Below are 26,640 nucleotides of genomic sequence, written 5' to 3'. Positions count from 1 at the left end.
AAAAAACTTCTTAAACAATCAAGGGATTTAAAAGATTACATAAGTGCTCAAATTGGTTCGCTTGGTCAGAGGTGGGGAATAAGAGCAGAAAAATCTATATCAAACTTCGCAAGAGAACTCGTAAAAAAGTGGGGAGGAAAAGTTACAAAATGGAGGAAGGAAATATTGATTGAGATAGGAAACAGTAAAATCATTGACACCTACGAAATAGACATTGTAATAACTAATGGAGAACAAAGGCTTGTTGAAGTGAAATCAAGTTGTGGCACACAGGACGTAATCAGATTTCTCAAGGCTGTGAATTTCTACGAAGAAGAAACAGGTGTAAAAGGGATAGAAAAAATAATAGTCACCTTTTACATCACTAAAGAAGCAAAACAGGTTGCTTTACAAAACGGAGTAAACATTATAACAGTTTAGGATTTACCTTATGACTTTAAAATTTACTGTATCTGGTTTGAGAGGTGTTTGGGGCAAGGGATTAGACCTTGAGATAATAAATGACTACTTATCATCCTTTATACATTACCTCAAATCCAAGAATGATTCTAGCAACACAGTTGTAGTTGCCAGAGACACTAGGAAAACTAGTCCCTTAATACTAGACTTTGTATCATCTGTCTTGAGATCATACGGCATTAGGGTTATAAACCTTGGAGTGCTAACGACCCCTCTTACACTTTTCGCAATAAGAGAAACAAAAGCCGACGGTGGTGTAATAATTACAGCAAGTCATAATCCACCTGAATGGAACGCACTGAAGTTCGTTGATAGAGGTGGTGTTTTCATATCTCAAGATGTTGTTAATATTATATCTTCCTTTGAAAAACCAAGAGTTTCTGAATGGGACCAGGTAGGAGAAGAGGAAGAAGTAAGACCGGATAATATTTTAAGAAGATTCATAAACGAAGTTGAAAAAGTAATAGATACTGAACTGATAAAGAACAAGAAATTCAGAGTAGGCTTTGACCCTGTCAATGGAGCAGGAAGCATTGTTGGCAGAGAAATTCTTGAATACCTCGGTTGTAAGGTTTTTAGTATAAACGACGATATCTCAAAATTCCCTCAAAGAGGGACAGAACCTACTCAATCCACTTTGAAAGACTTATCAAAGACTGTAGTTGAAAATGGTTGTGATATAGGGTTTGCACTTGACCCTGACGGTGATAGGCTTGCAGTTGTCTCAAACGATGGAGAAATACCTGGAGAAGAATTTACATTACCTATTTCCGTATTCTCTGCACTGAAGTATGTTAGTATAGGTTCCTATTCAAAAAAGATTGTAATAAACCTTTCAACTTCTTCATTAACCGAACACATTGCCAGTAAATTTGGCTTTGAGATTATAAGAAGCAAGGTTGGAGAAGCTAATGTAGTAAGCACCCTAAAAGAAGTTAATGGTTTCATAGGTGGCGAAGGTAATGGTGGTGTTATATTCCCTCCTATCAATCCCGCAAGAGACAGTTTAGTAGGAATGATTCTAATACTACTCCTTCTAGCAAAGGAAAATGTGAAAGTTTCAGAAGTTGTTTCAAAACTCCCAACATTGGAGATGGTAAAAACTAAAACAAACAGTGTTATAAGTAAAGAGATGATTAAAGATATATTGGATAAAATCCAAAATAACTACAAACTCGTTGAATCTACAGACATTGATGGCAACTGGTTTAGGTTTGACAAAGGTTGGCTACACATAAGACCATCAAACACCGAACCAATTACAAGAATAATATTTGAAGGCGACAAGGAATTCGTTGAATACACTAAAAAAGTGATTGAGAATTTGTAGTCTCTAATATCTAGAGGTTGCAGATGCTACCCCATAACAAACAGATGTGAAAACCACTATTCTAAAGCATTTCAAAATAACCATAGTAATATACCTTAAATACAATGGAATACCTTGAGGAAATTTAAAGCAACATTAGACACTACTAATCCTAGATGTGAGCATTCCTAAAACGGGAAAACTAGATATTCAAATACTCTTATTGATAGATAGTATGTCATCTTGATCCCTACGGTTATTATCACAATACCAACTACTATGTAAAGTGGCATTAGTTTAGTATCTCTACTCATTCGCCAACGCCATCCAAAAGTGATTGCAAAAACCATAACCACAAAAGTTATTACAGGTATAAATATTTTCTCATACATCACAAAATTTATGAAAGATGTTTTGATATCAAAAACAAGAAAAGCATCCTTTACATCATTAAACTGCCAAATACTGAAGAAGTAGTTTCTGTCGGTATAGAACATCAAAACAGTTTCTAAATTCTTATCTAACTCAATTTCTCTTCCGCCCATAGCGAGTGTATTCTTACTAGGGGTGTATGTAATATTTCTATAACTTCCTACAACTGAGAAGTTTTTATTTACAAGATCAGCCCCCTTAAGAACATAAACACTTCTCTTCTTATCATATTCAACTTTATCAACGACCAAATACCTGTTTTTATCAACAGCAAATACAATATCTTTAACCCCCTTGCTTTGTAGTTCTTGCTTTGTTAAACTAGGAAGGACAATGTCTTGAAGAAGAATTATCAACAAAACTATCGCAACTGTGAAGAAAAGTGACGGAGTAAAGGCAGACAACATATTTCTAGTTGGTAGTTTAGCTAACCTGTTTTCTGTCATAAAGAATGTGTATGTAATAACTATACTAGAAGTTGAAGCGACAGGAAGTTCAAACAGAAACAACTTAAGAAACCAAGATATTCCATTCTCATCAGTTGTTCCTGTTAGTAAATAGGATACAACTATGAGTAGTGAGAGTATGAGAACAAAGATTCCAAGAAGTCTAATACTCACATACGAATACATAAACTTAACCCCCTACCCTACCCTTCAAGATCTGGTCAACTTTATATGACCCCATAACAACCAGTATTGCGAGTGCAATTGCTAACAACCCAGATACTATGTCCTTCACGAACTCAAGGTATGATGATAGTTTCATAAACTCAAACACACCTGATAAGAAACCTATAACTGTTATGCCCATCACAGAGACAAAAACCGATAGAAGAATGACCTTAGTAGTTGAGTAATCTCTGAATAGCCAAACAACATACATTATACCTATCGCCAATGCCTGAACATAAAGCATAAGGTTTAAAAAATCTGAAAAACCAAACTTCTGAACATACCTTGTAAGTGGGAACTGTGTTGCTACTTTGAGAAAACCTCTATATATGTATTCATACAGTTTTCCAAAACTAGATGGTATTATCTTCTCATAAGGTATCACAACTACATCTTTACCAAAACTTTTGACTTTTATACCACTGTCGTATGGAACAACTTTAAGATTACTGTAATTTCTGAACCTACCATCTTTCACAATTACTCCGTCGAATGTATTTTTATAAATTCTTGTTGGAATTATTTTCTCATTACCTACAAAATTTATCTTTGTTTTATTGAAAAGATACTTTGGAGAAGAATCAGATGTTGAGAAATTCTTATACGCCTTTAAAACCAACTCATCTATGCGAGGGGATAATAGTATTACTATAAAAAAAACTAAATATACAAATATTCCTATTATAACCGATAATCTTATTACATCCGAAGTTTTACCGTAGTTGAGTTTATATGTGAAATACGCCAAAGAAAATATCACAACAAACGGCAAAATATCAACGATGTTTCCAAGAAAGTGTATAGCAACAAGGTCAATGAATTTAGGTTTCGTTAGAATGTATGTTATCTTTATGAGATTTTCTACACCGTAGAGTATTGAGAAAACTAAAAAAATTAGAAGAGATACGAACAGAATGTAAATGAACCTTAGGAGTGCTTTTAGGTCCATAATTATCTGCGCTGGGTTTATGTTTATATTAAGTTTCATAGTCTTGTAAATATTATCGTAATTTGATAACATAATAGTAAAGTTTTATACTTGGATTTATTGTGAGGTAAGTATGCAAAAGATTTCGGGGGGTGTAATTGCTCCAAAGGGGTTTAGAGCAATTGGAGTTGCAGGAGGGATAAAATTATCTGGTAGGAAGGATATATCCTTGATAATATCCGATGTTAGTTGTGTTGCTGCAGGTGTTTTCACAACAAACATTTTCAAGGCTGCTCCTGTTATAGTAAGCCAAGAGATACTGGAGAAAAATCCAACAGATATAAGAGGTATTGTTGCAAACAGTGGTAATGCTAATTGTCTTACTGGCGAGAAAGGGATTAATGATGCGAGGGTTATGGGTATGATCGTCGAAGAAAAAATGGGTTTTGCTAAAAATACTGTACTTGTTGCATCAACGGGGATTATTGGAAAGTTCTTACCTATGGAAGTTGTTGAGTATGGTATAGCAAAAGCCTGCGATAAAATAAAACAGGAAAGCTCATCAATCTCTGCTGCCGAGGGGATAATGACAACCGATACAAGACCTAAAGAAGTTGCAGTTCAGTATATATCCGGTCTTGAAACATTCAAGATAGGAGCGATAGGAAAGGGAAGTGGTATGATAAACCCATCTATGGCAACTATGCTATGCTTCATAACGACTGATGTCAAAATATCAAAGGAATTACTACAAAGCGCGCTAAGTGAGACAGTTAAAGATACTTTTAATTCAATATCCGTTGACGGTGATATGAGCACAAATGATACCGTATTCATACTGGCAAGTGGTCTCTCGGAATTTACGGTCAATAAGAAGGATGAGAAGTATAAGATATTCGTTTCATACTTGAAAGAAGTGATGAATAGTATGGCACTTATGATAGTTGAAGATGGTGAGGGGATAACAAAAGTTATAAAAATAGAGGTTATAAACGCACGAAAGAAACAATCCGCAGAAAACATAGCAAGAAAGATTGCTAACTCTCTACTTGTCAAAACAATGTTTTTTGGTGAAAACCCCAACTGGGGACGAATAATATCTGCAATAGGTTCAACAAAAGAAAATATAGATCCTTACAAACTCAAAGTAGTTATAAACCAAAAAAAGATATACGACAAAGGAAGCTACATAGGATATCCAAGCAATGACATATTGAAAGAAAGATATATAAACCTGATAGTAGATCTCGGAATAGGCAAAGAGACATTTACATTATATACTAATGACTTAAGTTATGACTATATCAAGATAAACGCAGAATATACCTAACGATTTGTAACAGAAATCAAATCGTAATACGCTCTCAATATAATATCCTTCATCTCAACAACTGCCTGTCTTATACCAACATAAACAGACCTGCTAATTATGCTATGTCCTATGTTTAGAGTCTCCACTTCAGGAATACTTGCTATATCGTAAGTATTCTTGTAATTAAGACCATGCCCAGCATTGACACCAAGTCCAATACTACAGGCATACTCTGCAGACCGTCTTATCTTCTCAAGTTCATTTTCTTGCTCTTTCCCATAAGCGTTTGAATATTTACCCGTATGTATTTCAATATAATCAGCACCAACCTCCTTTGACAGTTCGATCGCTTCCCTATCAGGTTCTACAAACAAACTTACTATTATATTTTTCTTCTTAAGTTCAACGATAACATCTTCAAGTCTTGATTTTATAGGTTTAATCTGAAGTCCTCCTTCGGTAGTTATCTCCTCCCTCCTCTCGGGAACTATACAAACTTCATTTGGAACGACATCAAGGGCAATCTTGACGATTTCATCATTTATTGACATCTCAAGGTTAAGAGAGGTTTTTACAATATGCTTTGCTAGATACAAGTCTCTATCCTGAATATGCCTTCTATCCTCCCTCAAATGCATCGTAATACTATCTGCTCCAGCAAGTTCAGCTATCGGTATTATTGCCACAGGATCCGGTTCTATACCCATCCTAGCCTGTCGCAAAGTTGCTATATGGTCTATGTTAACACCCAACTTCTTTTTCCTAATTATTCTCTCCATACCAACATTATTTAGGTTAATCCAGCTTTTATTCAAATCCAAAAAGGTTTGTCCTCAAATTACAGAGATTGGTTTTTCACACCAAGAAAGTCAAATAAAAACCCTTAACAAGTCTAAGTCTTCTACAAGTAATACTGACTAAATAATGAAGTAAAAACAACACTTAAATTCCTCTTACAAAACTTCAATCAAATTCATAGTTGATACGAATTTCTACATCTTTTTAAGATAACATATATGGAAAAACTTTTCATCTTTGACACAAGCAATATAGTCTATAGGTCATTTTTTGGATTTTCAGGAAGACATTTAACCACATCAAGAGGTGAAATCACATCAGGTGTGTTTGGAACTATAAGAACACTCATAAAGCTATACAACGACTTTCGGTTTGAAAATGTCATCTTCTCACTTGATGGCCCGAGAGAGAAAACCAAAAGGTATGATTTATTCAAAGAATACAAAATGAATAGAGAAAAAACACCAGACGACCTCAAACTACAGATTAGAAAAACCATAGAATTCCTCAAAGCCGCCGAGATTGAGTGCGTTGAAATACCGGGATACGAGTCAGATGACATAATATCTGTAGCAGTCAATAATTACAAAGACATATACGAAATTTACATTGTTTCCGGAGACAAGGATTTGATACAACTCCTTACATCAGACAACATTAGGATAATTTCTTTCTCACCTTCAAAGACAGACTATAAGTTGATAACTAGAAGTTCATTTATAGAAGAGAATGGCTTTGAACCTGAATACATAGTTGATTACTTATCACTAATTGGTGACGACGTTGATAATATCCCCGGCGCAAAAGGAATCGGCGAGAAAACAGCATTACCACTTATACAGAAGTATAAAACGATAGAAAATATTTACCAGAACCTTGATGAACTAAGTGAAACCATAAAGAAGAAACTATCTGAAAGTAAAGAAGATGTATTCTTAAGCAAAACTCTATTAAAACTATTTTCTTCAAGTGATACTGAGATACCTGTAAAAAAGTTTTCACTTGATAACATCAAAACACCCAAAGTTATGGAATTTTTGAGATATTACGAATTCAACTCCATAATCAAAGAACTCAAATTATCTACTAAATCCGACGCAGATTTGTCATTATTTACCCCGCAACCTCTAAACGAGGTTGAAGAAATGTTTGAATACAAACTGATTACAAAACCTTCAGAACTAGAAAAATTGGAAAAGGAGATAGAAAGTAAAGGTCTTGTCTCAATAGTTATTAAAACAGATGATAGACACTTTATGCAGTCAAACCTTGAAGGTATTGGTTTATCAACGAATAAGGGGTTTGGATACTATCTTCCTTTCAACATTCCTTCAGAACTAAGTTACAACCAAATAACTGATTTTCTTCGTAGAGTATGTGAGAATGAGAATATTAGAAAAGTCGGGCATAATCTTAAACTTGCGTATGTAGTTTTGAAAAGATATAGTGTAGAGTTAAAGAGTATACATTTTGATAGTACTATCTCGTCGTATGTCTTAAGACCTGAACTGACAAATCCTACTTTAGAAAGACTTGCTAGTGAATACTTGGGAATAGAGATACACAAGATGCAAGATGAGGATAATCAGATATCAATCTTTGCAGAAGCAAACCTTGAAGAGACTGTGAAGAAGGTTTCTAGAGAAGCAGAGATAATTTTGAGACTATACGAAGAACTTTCCAAGAAGATAGAAAGTGAGCATAGACTTAAGAGATTATTCTACGATATTGAGATGCCAGTTGTAGAAGTTCTTGGTAATATGGAGTATAACGGTATAAAACTTGATATTGAATACATAAGACACTTAGGTGTTGAACTTGATAGAGAGATTAATCAAACTGTTGATAGGATATTTGAACTCGCGGGTGAGAAGTTTAACCTTAACTCACCGAAGCAACTCTCCTCTATTCTGTTTGAAAAACTCAGACTGAAACCTGTTAAGAAAACGAAGACTGGCTACTCAACAGACGAAGAAGTTTTGGAAGAACTTATTGGAGAACACGAGATTGTTGGACATATTTTAAGATACAGGATACTGATGAAACTCAAGAGTGGATATGTTGATGAACTTCCGAATATGGTGATACCTAAAACAGGTAGAGTTCATACATCCTTCAATCAGACGATAACCGCAACAGGTAGATTATCTTCAAGCAATCCGAACCTACAGAACATTCCCGTAAGGGATGAAGTGGGAAAGAAAATTAGAAAAGCCTTTGTAGCAGAGGATGGTTTTTCGCTTGGTAGTTTTGACTACTCACAGATAGAACTTAGGGTACTAGCAGACGTATCGCAAGACAAGGAACTTATAGAACATTTTATTCAAAACAAAGATATTCATACCGAAACCGCTTCAAAAGTTCTAAAGATTAAGCCTGAAGATATTACACCAGAGCATAGAAGACTAGGTAAAACTATCAATTTTGGTATAGTCTATGGTATAAGCCCGTATGGGTTATCAAAGCAACTTGGTATCTCTCCTTCAGAAGCGAGCGAGATAATAGAAAAATATTTCGAAACCTACATTGGAGTAAAGGATTATATCTTCAACACACTTGAGTTTGCTTCTGCAAATGGGTATGTTGAGACGATGTTTGGAAGAAGAAGGAATATTCCAGAACTACTCGGCAAAAACTTTGACAGAAGCAAGTTAAACTTCGGAAAGCCAGAAAGAATAGCCATAAACACACCTATACAAGGTAGTGCTGCCGAAATAGTCAAGATTGCTATGACTAAACTCTATGAATTTCTTAAGAACAAACCTGTGAGGATGCTACTACAAGTTCATGACGAGATACTCGTTGAGATACCTTCTGGTAGTGAGGAAGAATGGTCCCCAAAAATAAAGCAAATCCTAGAGAATGCAGTTAAACTGAAAGTTCCTCTAGTAGTTGATTACAGTTTTGGTAAAAGCTGGGGGGACTTATAGTCCTTTAGACTATGATGATAATTAGGAATTTATCTATATTACGAGTTTAAAGCATTTCTTTGACCTAAATTTTTCTTGGTTTTCAATCCTAAAACTCGCATATGGTTAATCTTCAATATTGAAGTTATGCTCTCCGACTTTACTGTAAATTACTCCCTTAACAGTCCTAAAAATTCTCAAGAAAACATCAAAGTTTAATGAAAGAATATTCAAAAACTTCTATCTAGTATCCTAGATGAAATATAATATATTCCAACACTGGAGGTAAGTATGAAGAAGGAATTTAACTGGAAGCGGTTTTGGGCGACTGTGGTTATTGTATTCATAGCCTTCATATTCACTGTTTCTATATTTCTATCCTATAGTGGTCAAACTGCTATACCTCAAGATATGGAATATATAGCAGAAGTAAATGGAAAGCGTGTTGAATTCTACGGAAACTCTCCTGTTATAAGAGAGTATGAGAGACTCCGTGAAATGTATAAAACCAGAACCAAAGAAGAGATTCTTAACAAAGCAGTTCAGAATGTTGTTGTTAGTATGCTCACAGAGGAGTTCGCCAAAAACAATGGTTTCTCACTACCAGAGGACTTTATAGACAAAGTAACTGCAGACAATGTCTACAACATAGCAAGAAAAACGGATATCACATCATCAGACATAAAGGTAGCAAGATTAAATGTTGAATCACTGCTTAAATCTTCATACCTACCAACAAAGATAAACACATTCATAAGTAGAATACCGAAGAGATCACAAACAAGTTTCTACCTCTTCAAGACACTTGATGACCTAAAAGTCTCAATGGACATAGTTGAGTTTGATGAAGTAGAGTTCATAAGAAAAAGTGAAATAAACTCCAACCCTAAAGATATTGAGGCTTTTTACATATCAAACTACAAGGATATGTCGCTCAATGCGAAGATACCCATCACAGTTGAGAAACTGATCTTCAGCGATAGAAAATCAGCATACTCATTCATATCAAACCAAGTTGAGAACTACGAGGAGAAAACCCTAGTAAAACTAGACCCTGAAAAGAACAAAAACATAATAACAGGATTACCAGATGATATAAACAAAATATCCAAACCATTTTTTGAGAACAGAAAATATGTGATATACAGGGTTAGTAGTATAACTCCATTCTCATCACTTGAAGAGAAAGTAAAAAATTATGTATCTCTGAAGTATGTGCTTGATAAATATTCATCGCTACAAGGCAAGTATTCGGACAAGATAAAGGAAGCACTCAATAATATAAAGGAACTTCTATCAAAGAACGACATTACAGGCATAAGTAGATTGTATGGAGTTAAAACTTATAGAACTGGTAAATTTAGCATAGTTAAAGCCTTGACAGAGTACGTTCCCGATACTAAGGGTGAAGCATTATCTTTACCAAGAGGTATTTACGATATTTCAATTATGGTATCATTTTTCAAGAAACCTGCGGGAGAGGTTGGTATCCAAGACATAGACAACCAGACTAAGGTAATTTATAAAATAATCTCTAGAGACAGGATACCGTCAAAAGTTTCAGAAGTTGCGGACAAAATCTTCTCTGCTTATCAGTTTCTGTATCAGGAAGCAATATTCTCGGATTGGAGTAAGATGATAGAGAGAAGCGGTGATGTGAAGATAAAGGATATATCAAAGTTCGCAAAAGAACTATAGTTCATTTTATATCCATAACTGACAACCACATAACCTTTATTTTTAGATCATTAGGTGAAAATTTTGTTACTCCTCTTCTTTTCTTTATTTTCTTCAGATCAACAAACATAACCTCAGAATGTTTAACTCCTGGAGGTATAACTACCTTGACATCCTCCAATGTAGTTATATAACCTGTACCGTCACACCTATAACAGTTCCTATTAGCTCCATAGCATACATTACACACCGACCTAGCAGGAAGTTGAATAACAAGAACGGCACCTTCCTCAATTTCCTTGTCTGTAAGATAGACAACAAGGTCCTCACCCAGCTCCTCAAGAAATTCTTGTCTAGAAAAACCCTTTGAAAGGTCAAATCCTGCTTTTGATATGTTAAGTAGCGAAAGCTTATACTCAACTCTGCTTGGATCAATTACGTTTTTAATAGCATCAGAATTTTTTGAAACTACCTTGTTTTTCTTGGTTAGGTATTCTTTATTATAACTCTCTCTTAACTTCTCATCAGTTAAAACTTTATAAGCCTCCAATATTATCTTGAAATCAATACTTCCATCACTACTACCAATCACATCAGGATGATACTTTTTAGCAAGTTTTCTAAAGTTTGTTTTTATTTTCTCAACTGGTGCTCCATACTCAACTTCAAGTATCTCGTAGTAGTCTTTAAAATCACTTTCATCCATACATAAATTTTACTCAACGAACTCAAGTTTAATCAAAGTTAATTGAATACGAGGGGGATACCCCCCTTTGATTAGTTATTATTTCTTTATCAGTATCATACCTGCTATAGGCTGAATGACCACTTCACCAGAGACTGTTCCAACAGGCTTCAAGCCTGCGACCTTCTCGTTTGCTAGAACATCCCATTCACCTTCAGGTAAAGTAAATGTTGCTGAACTATTGTGGTTTGCATTAACGAGAACTACAATATCTTTACCACCAGTAGTAGCATCACCGGGTAATATCCACCCCAAGGTTGGACTTATATTTTCTTTAGCGTTTATAAACTTGATAGCCTTAATATCTGCTTTTCTAAATGGATTGAACTTCTTTCTTATCGCAATCAATCCTTTGTAGTATTCTAGAAGTTCTCTGTTAGGTTCAATTTTAAGTGCTTCTTCGTAATTTATCCAGTTCGTATCATCATCTTTTTCATAACTATCGTGGTCAACGGTTAGAGGTTTTGCTTTACCACCAGGCCAATTCACCCTGTTGGTCTTTCCATTAGGTAGAATAATTTCCTTATACCAGTTACCCTTTTCATCCTTTTTGAAATCCTTTAACCAAGGACTGTTGGGATCAACAATCTTGGTTCTAGCAAATTCTTGACCCTGATGGATCATTATACCACCTTGTATTGTAAATAGGAAAAGTGCAGCAATCTTGTTTTGAGCGAGTTGTTTTGGTGTAAGTTTGACAAACTCGGCTTTACTAACATTTACAACCTGATGCGTCTTATAATCACCGTTCCCTATCCTTATAAAGTCTCCAAGTGTTTCGTTATCGTGCGATTCGCCATAATTTATGTTATGTCCCTTCTCGTAGAACTCTCCTCCAACATCCCTTAAGAACCCTAGCACAAACCTTCTCATATCATCATTACTACCTTTGCCAAATACTATACCAGCTCCAGGCTTTGAAGAAGCAGAAGCACTACCCCTTATGAAGTTTCTCACTCTATCATTCCAAGCACCCATTCCTCTCTTTGAGAAGCCTACTAGTGTGTATCCACCACCATCTCTTGGTTCTCCTCTACCACCACCCCAAGGTTCAGCAACTAGTATAACTTCAGGATTAAGTTTCTTAGTTTCAGCTATAATTTTCTCGTGCGTTTTCCAGTCAATTATAGTCGCAAGGTCAAATCTGTATCCGTCAATCTTATACTCTACCATCCAGTATTTGACGCTATCAACAACCAATCTACTAGCCATAGGTTTTGCTGTATCAACATCATTACCACATCCACTTCTTGCATCATAACCGTGGAAGTCGTTCATAAAGAAGTAGTATTTCTTGTCAAGCCTCTTAAGAGGATTGTAGTCATATTGCGATACATGGTTATACACAACATCAAGCATCACTGCAATCTTTTCTTTATGTAAAGCCTTGACAACATCTTTAAACTCATTAACCTGAACACCACCTAAACCACTATACTTCCCGGGTGTCAAATCACCTGAAGAATAGTATGATTCTGGAGAGAAGAAAGAAGTTGTCATATACCCCCAGTGATTTCTAGAGTGAGCATTCCAGGTATTGACTATTGTTCCACCTTTTTCAGCACCTGCGTGTTCTACTTGCTGACCAAATGGTGGCTCGTAAGTTCCAGACTCATGTATAGGTAGAAACTCAACAGCATTAACTCCTAGTTCCTTAAGCCAGGTTATCCCACCGATAACACCTTTACCAGTGTAGATAAAGCCTTTATATGTTCCTCTTATGTTTTCAGGAACACCTGAAGAGGGATGTGCTGTAAAATCTCTCAAGTGTGACTCATATATTATTGCATCCTCTGCTTTCAGTCTTACCCAGTCAGTTCCTTCCCAGTTATACTTTGAAGTATCTATTATAACTCCCATACCTTTCTGTTTGTATGAATTCTCAACTGCTATTGCTTTTGCGTAAGGGTCAAATATTACAAGGTCTGGGTCAAAAGCCTCAGTAAAGTGTTTTGGACCACTAACTCTATATCCATAATACTTTCCAAACAAGTTTCCTTCAACTTTAGCTTCCCATACACCGTTTGGATCCCTTGTCATATCATACTCTTTTTTGTTCTTCATCTCAATCGGGTCATCTGCAATCACAAGCGTTATCTTAGTAGCCCTTGATGAGAAAACTCTAAAAACATTAACACCTCCTTCTATATTATGTCCTAATGGCTTGTCCGAGTAGAATTTATATAGTATCTTCTCGTAGTTTATAAACCTCTTGTTTCTAAAGGTAGTATCATCACTAGTTGAGATAGCCCAAACATCATCAACAGTTATAGGAGAACCCAGAGTAAGCCTAACCTCCTTTTTCTTGAGAGGCTTTACATCAATTACCTTTATCTGTTTGTTAGTATCAGCGTCTGACCTTATGACAAACATATCAGGTTTAAACTCAAATCCTTGAGGGGGAGTGTACTTTAAAGTTACACTAACATTGGTTTCATCTATCGCAGAAGCAACAACTACTTGCAACTTATATTCTGGTTGTTCTTTTACCTCTGCCGTCTCCTCCTCCGGTGGAACACAACTACTCAGTAAAATCCCTATAGAAAAGGTTACACTCATCAGAATAAGCATCAAACGATACATAATATACCTCCTGTCTAATGTTATCAGATACTTATTTTGAACAAAAGCGTAATAACAATTCAACAGATTAAGGATTTTAGGAACTTTGTGAAGTCGTTATTTTTTGATTATAGCGTTAAATGTTAGGCTGATAAGGAGAGAGTACGTGTGTGCGTTTGAGTGTAAATGTGTAAGTGAGGTATTCTGGAATTTTTGTATTTTTCTACCTTCCAAGCAGATTAGGTATTGCTAAGGTTAGAAGAAGATTTAGGAATTGTGTATGTGAGTTATGTAAATCAGGCATTCAAAATGCTATAAAAATACCAACCTCTTGACTAGACTTCAGTCTTCTAGAAGGTCTAACTTTTTTAAACTCTAGTCTAAATATATCTAGATAATCGCCACTAGTGACAATTCTACCCTCTTCTGTATCGTTAAAGTAGATCCACGCTTTTAGTTCTTCACTGTAATCATGGATATTTTCTGGAATAGTATCGTATTGTCCTTTATCCAAAATTACATCAATCATCTCTCTATAATACCAACTGGGATGACCCTCTAGGTAATCTAACTTGGATAATGTTTCATCATCAACCAAATAAACTTCCCCTATTATCTGACTTGTTTTTATGTTCTTATTTACGAATGGTATTGTTCTTGCGTACATGGTGTATCTCTCTTTAGTTTTGGCAAAGCCGATGAATTTCGCTTCCTTAAGGAGATAGTGGTTTCCTAAACCTTTTCTTAGAGTCCCATAGACAAAAACATAGTTTTCCTTTTTCATAGATATAAATATAACATAACAAGAGCTTATTGAAAAATGTTATCTAACTTTTCTTTTTCCTTTTACAATCTGTTGTATTCTGGGGTATGGTTCATCTTCATATCTTGCAGGAGTAGGCTTAAAGTATCCGAGCGATGCCACCATAGCAGCGTTGTCAGTTGAGTATTTTACAGAAGGTATATAGCACTTAATATCTCTGTCTTCTAGAAACTTTTTTCTCAAATACGAATTTGCAGATACTCCGCCTGCTACAACGATATTTCTTATACCAACTTCATCCGAAAGCCACTTGGTTTTGATATGCAAAACATCAATTGCTGACTTCTGAAATGAAGCACATATATCTTTGACTGTTTGTTCATCCAGACTACCAATCTTTCTCATAGTGTAAAGAACACTCGTTTTAAGACCACTATAGCTGAAGTTATACCTATCATAATGCTTATCAATTGCTCCTAGAGGGAAGTTGAACTTCTCGGGATTACCTTCTTTTGAGAGTTTGTCAATGATTGGACCTCCCGGATAACCAAGTCCTAGCATCTTAGCAACCTTATCAAACGCTTCACCAACCGCATCATCAACGGTATATCCAACCATTTCAATGTTATAAAAGTCTCTGACAATGAAAAGGTTTGTGTGTGCCCCTGAGACAACAAGACCAATAAAAGGGAATTCTACATCATATTCAATGAATGGTGAAAAAAGATGTGCTTCAACGTGATCAACCTTAATGAGTGGTTTGTTATGAAAGAACGAAATAGTTTTTGCAACATTCACTCCTATGAGAAGCGATGATAGTAATCCTGGACCAAATGTTACTGCAACACTATCAATCTCCTCAAGTCTTACTCTTGACTCCTCAAGAGACCTCTGTAGTGCTATATTTATAAACTCAAGGTGTTTTCTTGAAGCAATCTCCGGTAGAACTCCATGAAATTCCTTATGAAAATCTATTTGTGAGATTACTACATTTGACAATACTTCCTTACCATTTTTGACTATTGCTACTGATGTTTCATCACACGAAGTTTCTATGCCAAGAACGAGCATATCACTTTCTCTTTACTAGTATTTTTGAAGGTCTGTTGTTTTCAATCTCAACAACCTTGAATATAAAGTTTTTATATTCACAAACATTGTTATATTTTGGAATATTACCAGTTATAAACATTATGAAGCCCATAAGCGTTCTGACATCAAGTTTGTCAAGCAGTTCATCATCAATATCAAGCCCAATTTCAATAGATACTTGCTCAATAGGTGCCCATGCACTAACAAGATACTCATCTTGTGACAACTTCTGTATCTCAAAATCTTCATCCTCTTTGTTATCAGTCTCATCAAGCATCTCCCCCATAACTTTCTCTACTATGTCCTCTAGTGTTATGATACCAATGTGGTTTCCATACTCATCAACGACAACAGCTATATTTGTGAACTTTTGCTTCATAAGAGAAAGAATATTACTAGCATTCATATTTTCAGGAACAAATATGATATTCCTTCTTATTCCATTCAGATCAAACTTGCCGTTCGTTTCAATATATTTGCCGAAGAAGTCTTTGTAGAAAATGTAGCCAACTATCTTGTCAGTGTTTCTATCAATCAGAGGGAGTCTTGAATACATGTATTTCTTGAATTTGTCTAACACTTCGTCAATTGTATCATCACTATAGCAAACAACTGCATGTGGTCTAGGAAGAACCATCTCACCAGCATAGATATTTGATAAATATTTGGAAACCGTTCTCTGAAGATTTTGAAAACTTCTACGCTTTGGCATAGCGTTATTCTGGTATAAATGATCTTATCTTATCAAGGATATCAGGTGGTATCTTATCTTCGTTGTCTTTCAGATATCTCTTTAGAGCTCCAATCCTATTGGTAAGTTCAATAACTTTATAGTAATAATTTGCGTTGCCGATAAGGTTTGAAATACTACTTTGAATATTTTCACCCCTTCCTTCAACATCAAAATATCTTACTTTTAATCCTACAACCTTGCTACCTAATGAAATATTGCTTATAAACAATGGAACTCCCTCAACAAATACAAAGTTCTCACCACTCACATAATCTTTAACCTTATAGTTGAGGTAGTTTTCATTTGAAAGTATGACGCAGAAACCTACTCCACTTAAGATGTAGTAGTAATAATTAGTGCCCTTCGTGTAGAACACAAATTCATTACCTTTTCTTATCCTAAGTTTCTTGGTAATGATATAGTAGTCTTTGGAAGTAAATAGTTGTAGATCACTCTGGATTTCTGGTGTTGTTTTGGTTTGTATCTCCATATCGCTGTTATACCACAGTAGCAAGTAAAGCTTATAGAAGAATATTTGCTCGTTAAACTCATAAGGTATTGAAACTTCTAGAAAGTTAGTATTGCCAAGTTTTGAATATAAGGAAAATGAATATGGTATTAAAATCTCAAACACATCGGAGAGGTTTAGGTAGTTTGTGATTGTAAGGTTTTGTTTGACTAAATAATCTAAAACTCCTGAACTTATGAATAAAAACAATCTCTCAAGTATTTTTGACTTCCTTATAACCTTAACGAAAGCATCTTCGTTTTTGGGCAGCGAGTAATCTGTTATCTGAATTGTGTTTAGGTATTCTAGTTTCTTCAAGTCAATCTTTTCAAAAAGTTCTTCTACACTAGATTCTCTGACTTTTACAATAAACTTTGAAGAGGATTGTTCTTCGTGTATAGTGTCTATTAATTCAAGTTTCAAAAGACTCACTGAAGGTATGTTTTTTGAGAATGTGCTAACAACAATAAATAAAACTACGAAGAATACTGGTATTACGTTTATATACCATGGTATAGAAACATTCCTTAATAAGTTTGTGAAAAGTAGTAAGGAATAGAGTAAAACTACCAAGGATGCTACGAAACCTGTTGTTAGAATAATTGAATAGTCTGGATATACCTCAACGGAAAAGATTAGAGACAACAGCAATATTGACAAAGAAATGAATATGAGTGATATGAATAGGTACAGTGATATGAAAGGTGAGAATTTGTGAGGAACTATTCCCGAAAATAAAAACCTGATGTTGTAGGATTTATGTGAAAAGTATAGTATAGGCAGGATGAGATAGATGACAAACAAGCAGATGTATATTATAATTGTCTTTAGAATCTGCAGTATGAATGGATAGTTATAGAAATCAAGTATGTTATCCATAGATTTTACTAGACTCACATACGCATAGATGTTTTTGTAATTCAGTATAACTATTACTGTTAGTATTAGAGATACTATAACATCTAGGGCTATAAAAAACTTTTTTTGACCTTGCTTAAGGTCAGTTTTGAGTTGGTATCTTGAGAAGGATATACTTGTTCTGGTAGTGAAAGGAATAAGTGTGAATAAGAAGACTAGAACAGTTATTATAGTTATTATGGATATATTTGATAGCACTATGGAACTTATACCAAGTGATGATAAGTTGTTATAGAAATTTGAGAATGCTGATATAACTACTATAAACGCTATTGTGATGATAGTGACTAGAGTGTATAGAAGGAATTTTAATGTTTTTTTCACAATACTACCTCTTTCTCATTTACATTGCCGAGAGCGGGAGTCGAACCCGCACGGTGTTGCCACCACCTGATTTTGAGTCAGGCGCGTCTGCCAGTTCCGCCATCTCGGCTGGACCTATACAAAGTATATAAGCCTGTATAAATCTTTATCAAATTCACTCGGATACAAAAAAATTCTAGTTTATTCAATGGCTAAATGGATGTTGAACCTAAAGTAAGATTTTACATACTCGTCAGTTTTTATTAGATTTTTAATGTTAATAAGTCTATGGATTATCAAAAAACTTTGTCAAGACCTGTATTTTTTGAGGGAATTGGACTACACACTGGGGAATACTCCGCCATTGAACTACTGCCTGCTGAAGAAAATAGTGGTATATTGTTCCAAGTAGAGGATAAAACTTTTGAATGTAGTATAAAAAGTGTATGCGATACTCTGCACAACATTTCGTTGTGCTTTGGTGATTATAAGATCATGACTGTTGAGCACTTGTTAGCATCTCTGTTTGGTCTAGGGATTGATAATGTAATCGTAAGAATAGTTAGAGGAAGCGAGATACCTATCCTTGACGGTAGTTCAAAGGTCTTCGTTGAACGAATGCTGGAAGCGGGTATAGTTAAGCAAAAGGATAAGAAAAATTATTTCTATCCCGATATTGAATTTTACTTTCATAAGAATGAAGACCAGTATATCAAATTCAAGCCAAATGATAGGCTTGTTATTGATTATGAGATAGAATTTGATGTGATAGGCAGGGAACATATGAGAATTGAAATCAATGAGGATAGTTTCTTGAGAGAAATATGTAATGCAAGAACTTTTGGTTTTATTGAGGATGCTGAAATTTTGAGAAAGTCGGGGTTAGCACTTGGAGCAGGGTTAGATAATGTACATGTGTATAGTAGGACTGAAAGAAGGTCTCTGAATGAGAGTAGGTATTCTAATGAGAGTGTTAGACACAAGGTATTGGACCTTCTTGGTGCTATTGCACTGTTTTATCCAAGAATAGTAGGTGAGTTTATAGCAAGAAAAAGTGGTCACTTCGTTGACTGCAAATTAATATCTATGATATACGATGAGTATATGTAAATCCCATAGACAACCTGCATAACTAAATTGAAGAAAGTTAAAGTATTTTTTAAGTAGATCTTTACCAAATTATAACATCTAAACATTCTTAAGTATTTCTCTAAGTTTTTCAAAATCCTCTCTTATAAGAGGTAATTGCGATTCATTTCTCAGAACCGCTGCAGGATGTAGGGTTGGTAGAAATATAATGTTGTCTATCTCAAAAATCCTACCTCTTATCTTTGTTATCTTGTCTTCACCTATTACATACTTTGAAGCGGTAGCACCTAGAAGGACTACAACCCTTGGAGATATTAGTTCCAGCTGTCGTTTAAGGAATGGATTACAAGCAATTGCTTCTTCCTGTGATGGTTGTCTATTTTCAGGAGGTCTGCACTTTACAATATTTGTTATATATACTTCATTCCTACTTAAACCTATCTCTGAAAGGAGTTTTGTTAGCAATTGCCCTGCTCTTCCAACAAATGGTCTTCCTTGTATATCTTCTTCTCTACCTGGTGCTTCACCTATTATCATAACCTTCGCGTAGTAACTACCTTCGCCGGGAACTGCTTTGGTCCTACCAGTATGCAGATTACAATTCTTACACGATATTATCTCTTTATCTATCTGCTTAAGCTGTTTGAGTTTTTCATCTGACTTTTGATTATATGTTGTAGTTGATTTGATGGTTGTTTGATTAGTTTTTTTATCACCACTATTGGAAAATAATCCTGAGTAGAATGGTTCGTCTTTAGCAAGGAGTTCTAACCTTCTTATTAAACCATCCAAATCTATTTTCTCCATTGATTTGCATCAAGTTTAAAATCGCGTTACTATCCTTCGCAATTTTTGGTTGATTTCGGAAGTTAAGATTTAGTTAGATTAAGGTAATTCATTGAAAGGTCCTAACAATTTTTAGACATCCTGACAAGAATGTTACCAGATTGAAAGATACCGAACTTCTTATATAGAATTGTAGTCTGCAAAAACATGTCCTATGACCGAGGGGGCAAAAAAATTCTCGGTTTTACAGTCTTGATCAAGACTGTAATTGTGAATATATGGATGTAAAAGAGATAAGAAGTCTTATATCACAGTCAAAACAGAATCAGCTGAAGACATATGAGATTGGTCTTATACTAGAGCCTATTGAGCAAATTGTCGGCACAGTAATGGATAAGGTAAAAGGAATAATAACACAATATGGCGGTAAAGTTCTGAATGAGTCTGAGCTCGGTAGAAGAACACTAGCATATCCTATAAGGAAGAACAGGAAAAAGTATCTAGAAGGTATCTACAAATTCATCGTATTTGAAGGAACATACTCTACAGTAGAAAACCTAGATAGACTAGTTAGAATAAACGAGAACATCATAAGGCATATAATACTGAAGATAAAACACACTAATTAGAGGATATTTATGGCTAGAAGTTTTAATAAAGTAATACTTGTCGGGAACTTGACGAAAGACCCTGAGGAAATATTATTGGCACAAAGTGGTAAAAAACTAATTAAAGTTACGTTAGCAATTGATGACACATATAGAGATAAAAAGAATACTTTTTACTTTGATGTGAACTTCTGGGAACCTATAAGTGATGTTGTCAGAAAATATACAAAGAAAGGAACGAAGATACTAGTTGAAGGTAGGTTAATACAGATAAGGAGAGAAAAAAAAGACCAAAACGGTAATAAGGTCGTAAGTGTTAAGACAGAAGTAGTTGCAGAAGATCTAATTTTGCTTTCTCCAAAGCCTCAAGAAGAAGTGAGTATTCAAGAAAACAGCAATTTAAAACATAATATTGATACTAGCAAACAAGTAGCTCAGTCTGATATACAGTCTAGAGAAGTACAGTATCAGCCCCACATTGACAATTCTTATGATGATTCAAGTAGTGAAGGGGATACTCTTGATGATAGTTTCCCTGAAGATATTGAAGATCAAACGGATGATTACGAAGGACTTGATGAGTCAGATGAAAATAATAATAGAAATCATGATGATGATGTAGAAGATATGGATACTAATAAAAAATTTTAAAACATTTCAAGAGGAGGTTTGAGATGTTGGAAGAAAAGATTGATAATCAGTCTTTTGAGGAGAAACAGAGTGTTGAAGATAAAACTCAAGAGACTCAGAAGGGCTTTTCTGTTAGGAAGAAAAAGAGAACTTGTCCTGAGAAACTTCTTAATGTAACCTACAAAGATGTTGATATCCTATCACAGTTTATCACGATAACAGGCAAGATAAGATCCTCAAAGATAACTAGACTCTGTAAAAAAGTTCAAAAAAGAATAACTAGAGAGATAAAGATTGCTAGGATAATGGCTTTATTACCTTTCACTGACAGGTAGATAATTTTTTGGAGAGGTGTCCGAGCGGCCTAAGGAGCAGCACTGGAAATGCTGTGTAGGGGTATCCCCTACCGAGGGTTCAAATCCCTCCCTCTCCGAACGATCTTTTCTAGAATTCATATCCTATCTGCAGATATCCTTTCCAGTTTTGGTAGTCAAGCACTCTCCTACCATCAAACGGTGATGCAAAATCTAACCTTAATTTAAAACCTGTTCCCAAAAGAATACCAAAACCTACTCCTAGACCTATTTTCAGGTCCTTGAGTTTAAAAGCATTTTCATTTTCGTCAAAGTATGTTATCTGCCATAGTGTCGGATTATCTCCTATCATTCCTGCATCAAAGAATAGGCTAGCAAACACGGGTGGAAGTGGAAAACCAAAAGGTCCAAGCAAAGCTCTTATGAGTGCTACCCTTATCTCTAGGTTAGATAGAAGGAAATAAGTTCCTTCAAACTCTCTGAATCTGTATCCCCTTATTGTTCCAACACCACCTAAAGCAAACTTTATAGTTCTTGCATCCTTACCTTCCTTCAAGCCTCCAACGATCCTAAAAGCCACAGTGTCAATAAGCGTTATCATTAAGTATCCCCTAAAATCTCCTATGAGAGAAAATAATGTCTTATCACCATCAAAGAGTGGAGGATAATAAGATGCCCTAAATTGTGTTCTTATACCATTTACAGGACCTACTGCTGTCCATAGTGTAGAGTCGTATGAATAATTTAGTGAAACATTGTTGAGAGAATACATCCTGCTTGGAACAACAGTATTGTTCTGATAGTCTATCCTTGGAATATCAAAATACTCTGTTCTTTCTAGAAATAGATCCAACCTTGAGAATGTTGAGAAAGGATAAGACAGAATACCACCAAAACCTGCTTTAGAATAGTAATATCCCTCAACTTCGTAGAACATAGATGGTAGGTAGAAAAAGTTCATCAGTGACGAAATATAGTCTCTAGTGTTATATGCCTGAAAACCGAAGTCAAAGTAGTATTTGTAGTTATAGTATGACGCTATAAAATTGATTTCGGATAGACTGAATGATGTAGGACCTGTAATATATGCGTTATTGAATAGTATAGAGAGTCTCTGATCCCCGAGAATATCACTGAAACCTGCTCCTAGAAGAATTATGAAACCTATATCAGTGCTTAATGAAAACGCACCGGTTATATAATCAACAGTCGGTATTAGTGTATATCTATTCACATCTCTTGGCTGTATTCCTGATATTCTTTCATTTTCAAAGTTAAAGTTGCTTATATCTGATAGTAGTATCTCCTTTTGGTTTTTTATTTCGTTAGTATAGACCTTTGATATATCAAATTCTTTTTGATACAGATTATAGGTAAAATTGTTAATTGATGAGAATATAATGTTAGAAGACGTAAAATCCAGTTTTGGTGAGAAAGCACCGCTTATGATCCTAGAAAATCTCCTTATGGTGTTGTTCTCAAAGTTATACACAAATATATTCCTTACACCGTCAATCGTTGAAACAAAAAGCAAGTATTTACCATCTCTTGATAAAAACGGATTCTGTTCTTCACCACCTAGGTCTATAAATTTTTCAATACTTTTATCCTCCAGACTTACTCTGTATATGTCAGTATCCGTTGAGAATATACTTGATTTATTCCTAGTAGAGATGAAATAAACATACTTTTTGTCAGGAGATATTCTCGGCTCTGAGTCGTAAAAAATGTCATCCGTGAGCCTGACCAGATTCTTTGTACCTAAATAGTATAGATATATATCTTCTCTCTTACCATCAAATCCAGAAAAAACTATAATCTCTCCATCAGGAGATATATCGGGAGAAGATATTATTCTTATATTCTCAAATGTTATTTGGTATGTATAGTCATTTGTTATGCTATACACATTTATAGCGTCTCTTCCACCTGACCTTGACACAAAGACCAGAATACCATTGTCCGATGCAGATATGTTGTTTCTTGTTATATGGAATTCCAGATAGTTTTCATTAAAGCCTCCTATCACTAGTGTTTTAACTATCTTCTTGTCTTTTGTGTCATACAGGACAACTTTTGGGTAAATGTCTTTGTATGTCAAAAATGCTACAAGGTTTGATGATACAAATGTTGGTATAAACTTGCTGTATGTTGAAGAACCATACGGTTCGTCAGTAATTGACCTAGCAAAAGCTTCAGCCTCTTCGTATTCAGATAGCATAGAGAGATATTTCTTCCTAGTTTCATACACGAAGTTTTTCTCCAGGTCCTCAAGTGACATCCCTGTTTCAGACTTGAAAGGTTCCTTAGCACCTGTAAGGTATGATTTGAATATCTTATATATTGTTGGCTTTCCAAACCTATCGCCGATGTATTTTAAAAATGCTTGACTCTGTTTATATATCAGTATATACTCACTTGGATATAGTCGGTTTAGGTCAGACAATCTGCTTATAGGGACAATGTTATTATTTACTGATATATCTCTTATTATCTCTTCAGTCGAGAAATCCCATTCAACGGAGTAGTATTCAGCCATACCTTCTATAAACCAAAGAGGAATTATTACATCACTAGTCCTCAAGATTCTTCTGAACTGTGGTGATTTAAGTGCATCAAACTGATAAACATGTACCATCTCATGTTTCAAGACTCTCTTGAAAAATCCCCAGTTACCATTTATTGGCATAACTAGTCTGTTCTTAACACCTTCAGTGAAGCCTCCAGTATCCTCGCTTATAAACTCATCTACTACATTATTCGCTTGAAAGTCAATCTGGTTTGGAAAGAGTATAACTGGGAAAACCTCACCTAGTTCCTTTTGAGTAAGACTTCTCAAATCCTCATCAGAATCCTTTAATGCTCTTATAACTATACCTAAAACATTGGTTTGACTCGTATCAAGGAAAAGTTTATAGTTCCCGAGATCATAAATATACCAATCGTGATTTCGGTATGTTATCTTGTTCTTGCCGAAACCAAACAGATCATGAGACGGAGTGAAAAAAAGTATTATCAATGCTGAATACAAAAATTTTTTTATACTCATTGGTAAATATTATAATAAAACTAAACATTCTAATCAAATAGATGATAAACTACTTAAGTAGTGTTTAAGATGTTCAAAAAACCAAAAGTGTCCAGTATCTAAACATTTAGAGTAGTAATGTATTTATGCTATCAAACTACAAATTTTCGTTTTTGATAGACTTGTTTGGAAACATATAGAATTAATAGCATGATAGACCTTAAGAAAATAAGGAATTTCTCAATAATCGCTCACATAGACCACGGAAAATCAACACTTGCGGATAGACTGCTTGAAATAGGTGGTGTTAAGGAGAGGACTAACGACGATGCTCCAGCTCTTGATTTTATGCCTGTGGAGAGAGAACACGGCATAACAGTTAAAGCACAGTCAGCAACATTCTTATACACATCAAAGGATGGAAATACTTACATATTCAATCTGATAGACACTCCTGGACATGTTGATTTCAACTTTGAAGTAAGAAGGTCTCTAAAGGCTTGTGAAGGAGTTTTGCTACTCGTTGATGCAACTCAAGGTGTTCAGGCTCAAACGCTTACTAACTTTCTACTTGCGTTTGAGGAAGGGCTTGAGATAGTTCCAGTAATAAACAAAATAGACCTTCCAAGTGCAGACATTGAAGCAACTAAAAGAGAGATTGAAAAAGAACTCGGTATTCCTTCCGATGATGCTATACTCGTAAGTGCTAAAGAAGGTATCGGAATAGAAACGCTTATGGAGGAGATAATAAGAAGGATACCACCGCCGAAAGGAAACATCAACGCTCCCCTAAAAGCACTAGTTTTTGACTCTTTCTACGACAACTACAAAGGTGTAGTTGCAAAAATAAGAGTATTTGACGGTAGTGTTAAGCCCGGTGATGAAATACTCTTCATGGGAGGACAGAAAAAATATAAGGTAGAAGAAGTTGGAACTATGGCTCTCAAGTTTATCAAGAAGGATGAACTTACCGCAGGTGAAGTTGGATATCTAATAGGTAATATAAAATCCATATCGGACTTCACAGTAGGCGATACTATAACTTCTGCTAGCAATCCTACCGCTGAACCACTTCCAGGATATAGAGAACCAAAGCCTATGGTCTATGCTTGTATATTTCCAACTGAAAATGAGGACTTCAATGAACTTAAGGAAGTTATGTATAAACTCAAACTCACTGATGCTTCTATAACATTTGAGCCGATAAACTCTGCTTCTATGGGAATGGGGTTTAAATGTGGTTTTCTCGGATTGCTACACATGCAGATTGTTATGGAACGCCTTGATACTGAGTTTGGTGTTTCCGTTGTCAGCACCATACCAACAGTGAAATACAAAATCAATATGAAGGATGGTAGCACATTGTATGTAGAGAATACTATGGAGATGCCCGAACTCTCAAGAATAGATAGTATTGAAGAACCTTTCACATTGGTTTCAGTAATAACGCCTGAGGAGTATATAGGTTCAGTTATGGAAATAATCAGAAACAAAAGAGGTGAGCAAAAAAGTATGCACTACATAGATACAAAAAGAGTGGAACTAAAATATGAAATGCCTTTGTCAGAGGTAATATACGGTTTTTTTGATAGACTGAAGAGTGTAAGTTCTGGATATGCCTCAATGGACTATGAATTCATAGGATACAGAGAGTCAGACATAGTGAAACTTGATATACTTGTTAATGGTAAGCCTGTTGATGCATTATCATTTCTAGTTCATAGGGACTCCGCCCAGATAAGAGGTAGAGAACTTGTTAAGAAACTTCAAAAACTTATACCAAAGCATCTTTTCCCGATCGCTATCCAGGCAGCAATAGGCAGCAAGGTGATAGCAAGAGAGGATATATCTGCCTTGAGAAAAGATGTAACAGCAAAATGCTACGGGGGAGATGTAACAAGAAAGAGAAAACTACTAGAAAAGCAAAAAGAAGGTAAGAAACGCCTTAAGATGGTAGGGACTGTAAGCATCCCCCAAGAGGCTTTTCTAGAAGTGATGAAAATAAATCAGTAGATTTACAAATGAATTATACTTTCTATATATGTAACATCAACAATTTTCCG

General features: G+C 35.2%; 21 protein-coding genes and 2 tRNA genes. 11 read left to right on the top strand and 12 right to left on the bottom strand.

The genetic code is table 11. From position 1 onward, the window contains the following. Together NZ579_04925 and NZ579_04920 are read left to right on the top strand one after the other, a co-directional pair. Positions 1-420, top strand: a 420-nt coding sequence (locus NZ579_04925; GenBank protein MCS7299286.1) for a DUF3782 domain-containing protein, incomplete at its 5' end; no start/stop codon positions are given. A 10-nt stretch (positions 421-430) separates the two neighbouring features. Continuing rightward, positions 431-1,789: a phosphoglucosamine mutase gene (locus NZ579_04920; GenBank protein MCS7299285.1), complete on the top strand. Its 1,359-nt coding sequence runs from the start codon at positions 431-433 to the stop codon at positions 1,787-1,789. Between the two features lie 167 nt (positions 1,790-1,956). Here NZ579_04920 and NZ579_04915 read toward each other — a convergent pair whose 3' ends face one another. Together NZ579_04915 and NZ579_04910 are read right to left on the bottom strand one after the other, a co-directional pair. After that, positions 1,957-2,832 (bottom strand): hypothetical protein, encoded by an 876-nt coding sequence (locus tag NZ579_04915; protein MCS7299284.1) that lies wholly within the window; start codon positions 2,830-2,832, stop codon positions 1,957-1,959. Between the two features lie 4 nt (positions 2,833-2,836). Continuing rightward, the gene (locus tag NZ579_04910) at positions 2,837-3,862 is read right to left on the bottom strand and encodes a hypothetical protein (GenBank protein MCS7299283.1); all 1,026 of its coding nucleotides are present in this window, start codon (positions 3,860-3,862) and stop codon (positions 2,837-2,839) included. Between the two features lie 73 nt (positions 3,863-3,935). On the opposite strand from NZ579_04910, the gene argJ reads away from it, so the two are divergent. Next, positions 3,936-5,132, top strand: a complete 1,197-nt coding sequence (gene argJ, locus NZ579_04905; GenBank protein ID MCS7299282.1) for a bifunctional glutamate N-acetyltransferase/amino-acid acetyltransferase ArgJ — start codon at positions 3,936-3,938, stop codon at positions 5,130-5,132. Here the strand turns inward: argJ and NZ579_04900 are convergent. After that, a complete protein-coding gene (locus tag NZ579_04900) occupies positions 5,129-5,893 on the bottom strand; it encodes a pyridoxine 5'-phosphate synthase (protein MCS7299281.1) in 765 nt (254 codons plus the stop codon). The two genes, argJ and NZ579_04900, sit on opposite strands and share 4 nt — an antisense overlap. 237 nt (positions 5,894-6,130) lie before the next feature. Between NZ579_04900 and polA the strand changes: the two genes are divergently transcribed. Both polA and NZ579_04890 read left to right on the top strand, forming a co-directional pair. Then, entirely contained in the window at positions 6,131-8,842 is a 2,712-nt protein-coding gene (gene polA, locus NZ579_04895; protein ID MCS7299280.1) for a DNA polymerase I, read from the top strand. A gap of 270 nt (positions 8,843-9,112) precedes the next feature. Then, entirely contained in the window at positions 9,113-10,519 is a 1,407-nt protein-coding gene (locus tag NZ579_04890; protein ID MCS7299279.1) for a hypothetical protein, read from the top strand. A gap of 1 nt (position 10,520) precedes the next feature. Here NZ579_04890 and NZ579_04885 read toward each other — a convergent pair whose 3' ends face one another. From NZ579_04885 to NZ579_04855, 7 genes are all read right to left on the bottom strand, one after another. After that, the gene (locus NZ579_04885) at positions 10,521-11,204 is read right to left on the bottom strand and encodes a DnaJ domain-containing protein (protein ID MCS7299278.1); all 684 of its coding nucleotides are present in this window, start codon (positions 11,202-11,204) and stop codon (positions 10,521-10,523) included. Positions 11,205-11,282: 78 nt separating this feature from the next. Then, positions 11,283-13,826, bottom strand: a complete 2,544-nt coding sequence (locus NZ579_04880; GenBank protein MCS7299277.1) for a pullulanase — start codon at positions 13,824-13,826, stop codon at positions 11,283-11,285. A 283-nt stretch (positions 13,827-14,109) separates the two neighbouring features. Beyond that, positions 14,110-14,589 (bottom strand): gamma-glutamylcyclotransferase, encoded by a 480-nt coding sequence (locus tag NZ579_04875; GenBank protein ID MCS7299276.1) that lies wholly within the window; start codon positions 14,587-14,589, stop codon positions 14,110-14,112. Positions 14,590-14,628: 39 nt separating this feature from the next. Then, on the bottom strand, positions 14,629-15,639 hold the full coding sequence (gene tsaD, locus NZ579_04870; protein MCS7299275.1) for a tRNA (adenosine(37)-N6)-threonylcarbamoyltransferase complex transferase subunit TsaD: 1,011 nt from the start codon (positions 15,637-15,639) through the stop codon (positions 14,629-14,631). 1 nt (position 15,640) lies between these two features. Next, positions 15,641-16,372 (bottom strand): CBS domain-containing protein, encoded by a 732-nt coding sequence (locus tag NZ579_04865; GenBank protein ID MCS7299274.1) that lies wholly within the window; start codon positions 16,370-16,372, stop codon positions 15,641-15,643. A gap of 4 nt (positions 16,373-16,376) precedes the next feature. Continuing rightward, complete coding sequence (locus NZ579_04860; GenBank protein ID MCS7299273.1) at positions 16,377-18,143, bottom strand: hypothetical protein; 1,767 nt, start codon at positions 18,141-18,143, stop codon at positions 16,377-16,379. A gap of 25 nt (positions 18,144-18,168) precedes the next feature. Then, a tRNA-Leu gene (locus NZ579_04855) sits at positions 18,169-18,252 on the bottom strand. Between the two features lie 158 nt (positions 18,253-18,410). Here NZ579_04855 and lpxC point away from each other — a divergent pair. Then, entirely contained in the window at positions 18,411-19,232 is an 822-nt protein-coding gene (gene lpxC / locus NZ579_04850) for a UDP-3-O-acyl-N-acetylglucosamine deacetylase (GenBank protein ID MCS7299272.1), read from the top strand. Between the two features lie 78 nt (positions 19,233-19,310). Here lpxC and NZ579_04845 read toward each other — a convergent pair whose 3' ends face one another. Beyond that, a complete protein-coding gene (locus NZ579_04845; GenBank protein ID MCS7299271.1) occupies positions 19,311-19,841 on the bottom strand; it encodes a uracil-DNA glycosylase in 531 nt (176 codons plus the stop codon). Between the two features lie 434 nt (positions 19,842-20,275). Here NZ579_04845 and rpsF point away from each other — a divergent pair, with 434 nt between their 5' ends. The 4 genes from rpsF (at position 20,276) to NZ579_04825 (ending at position 21,668) form a co-directional block, all read left to right on the top strand. Next, a complete protein-coding gene (gene rpsF / locus NZ579_04840; GenBank protein MCS7299270.1) occupies positions 20,276-20,626 on the top strand; it encodes a 30S ribosomal protein S6 in 351 nt (116 codons plus the stop codon). 9 nt (positions 20,627-20,635) lie between these two features. Further along, entirely contained in the window at positions 20,636-21,256 is a 621-nt protein-coding gene (gene ssb / locus NZ579_04835; GenBank protein ID MCS7299269.1) for a single-stranded DNA-binding protein, read from the top strand. 23 nt (positions 21,257-21,279) lie between these two features. After that, entirely contained in the window at positions 21,280-21,570 is a 291-nt protein-coding gene (gene rpsR / locus NZ579_04830) for a 30S ribosomal protein S18 (GenBank protein MCS7299268.1), read from the top strand. Between the two features lie 10 nt (positions 21,571-21,580). Continuing rightward, a tRNA-Ser gene (locus NZ579_04825) sits at positions 21,581-21,668 on the top strand. An 11-nt stretch (positions 21,669-21,679) separates the two neighbouring features. Here the strand turns inward: NZ579_04825 and NZ579_04820 are convergent. Continuing rightward, the gene (locus NZ579_04820) at positions 21,680-24,598 is read right to left on the bottom strand and encodes a hypothetical protein (GenBank protein MCS7299267.1); all 2,919 of its coding nucleotides are present in this window, start codon (positions 24,596-24,598) and stop codon (positions 21,680-21,682) included. Between the two features lie 189 nt (positions 24,599-24,787). Here NZ579_04820 and lepA point away from each other — a divergent pair, with 189 nt between their 5' ends. Further along, positions 24,788-26,590, top strand: a complete 1,803-nt coding sequence (gene lepA, locus NZ579_04815; GenBank protein MCS7299266.1) for a translation elongation factor 4 — start codon at positions 24,788-24,790, stop codon at positions 26,588-26,590. The last annotated feature ends 50 nt before the right edge of the window (positions 26,591-26,640 follow it).

This window comes from Spirochaetota bacterium, assembly GCA_025061835.1.
Taxonomy (GTDB): Bacteria; Spirochaetota; Brevinematia; order DTOW01; family DTOW01; genus SKYB106.
The sequence above is the reverse complement of the archived record's forward strand: the minus strand, read 5'-3'. Positions and strand labels throughout refer to the sequence as shown.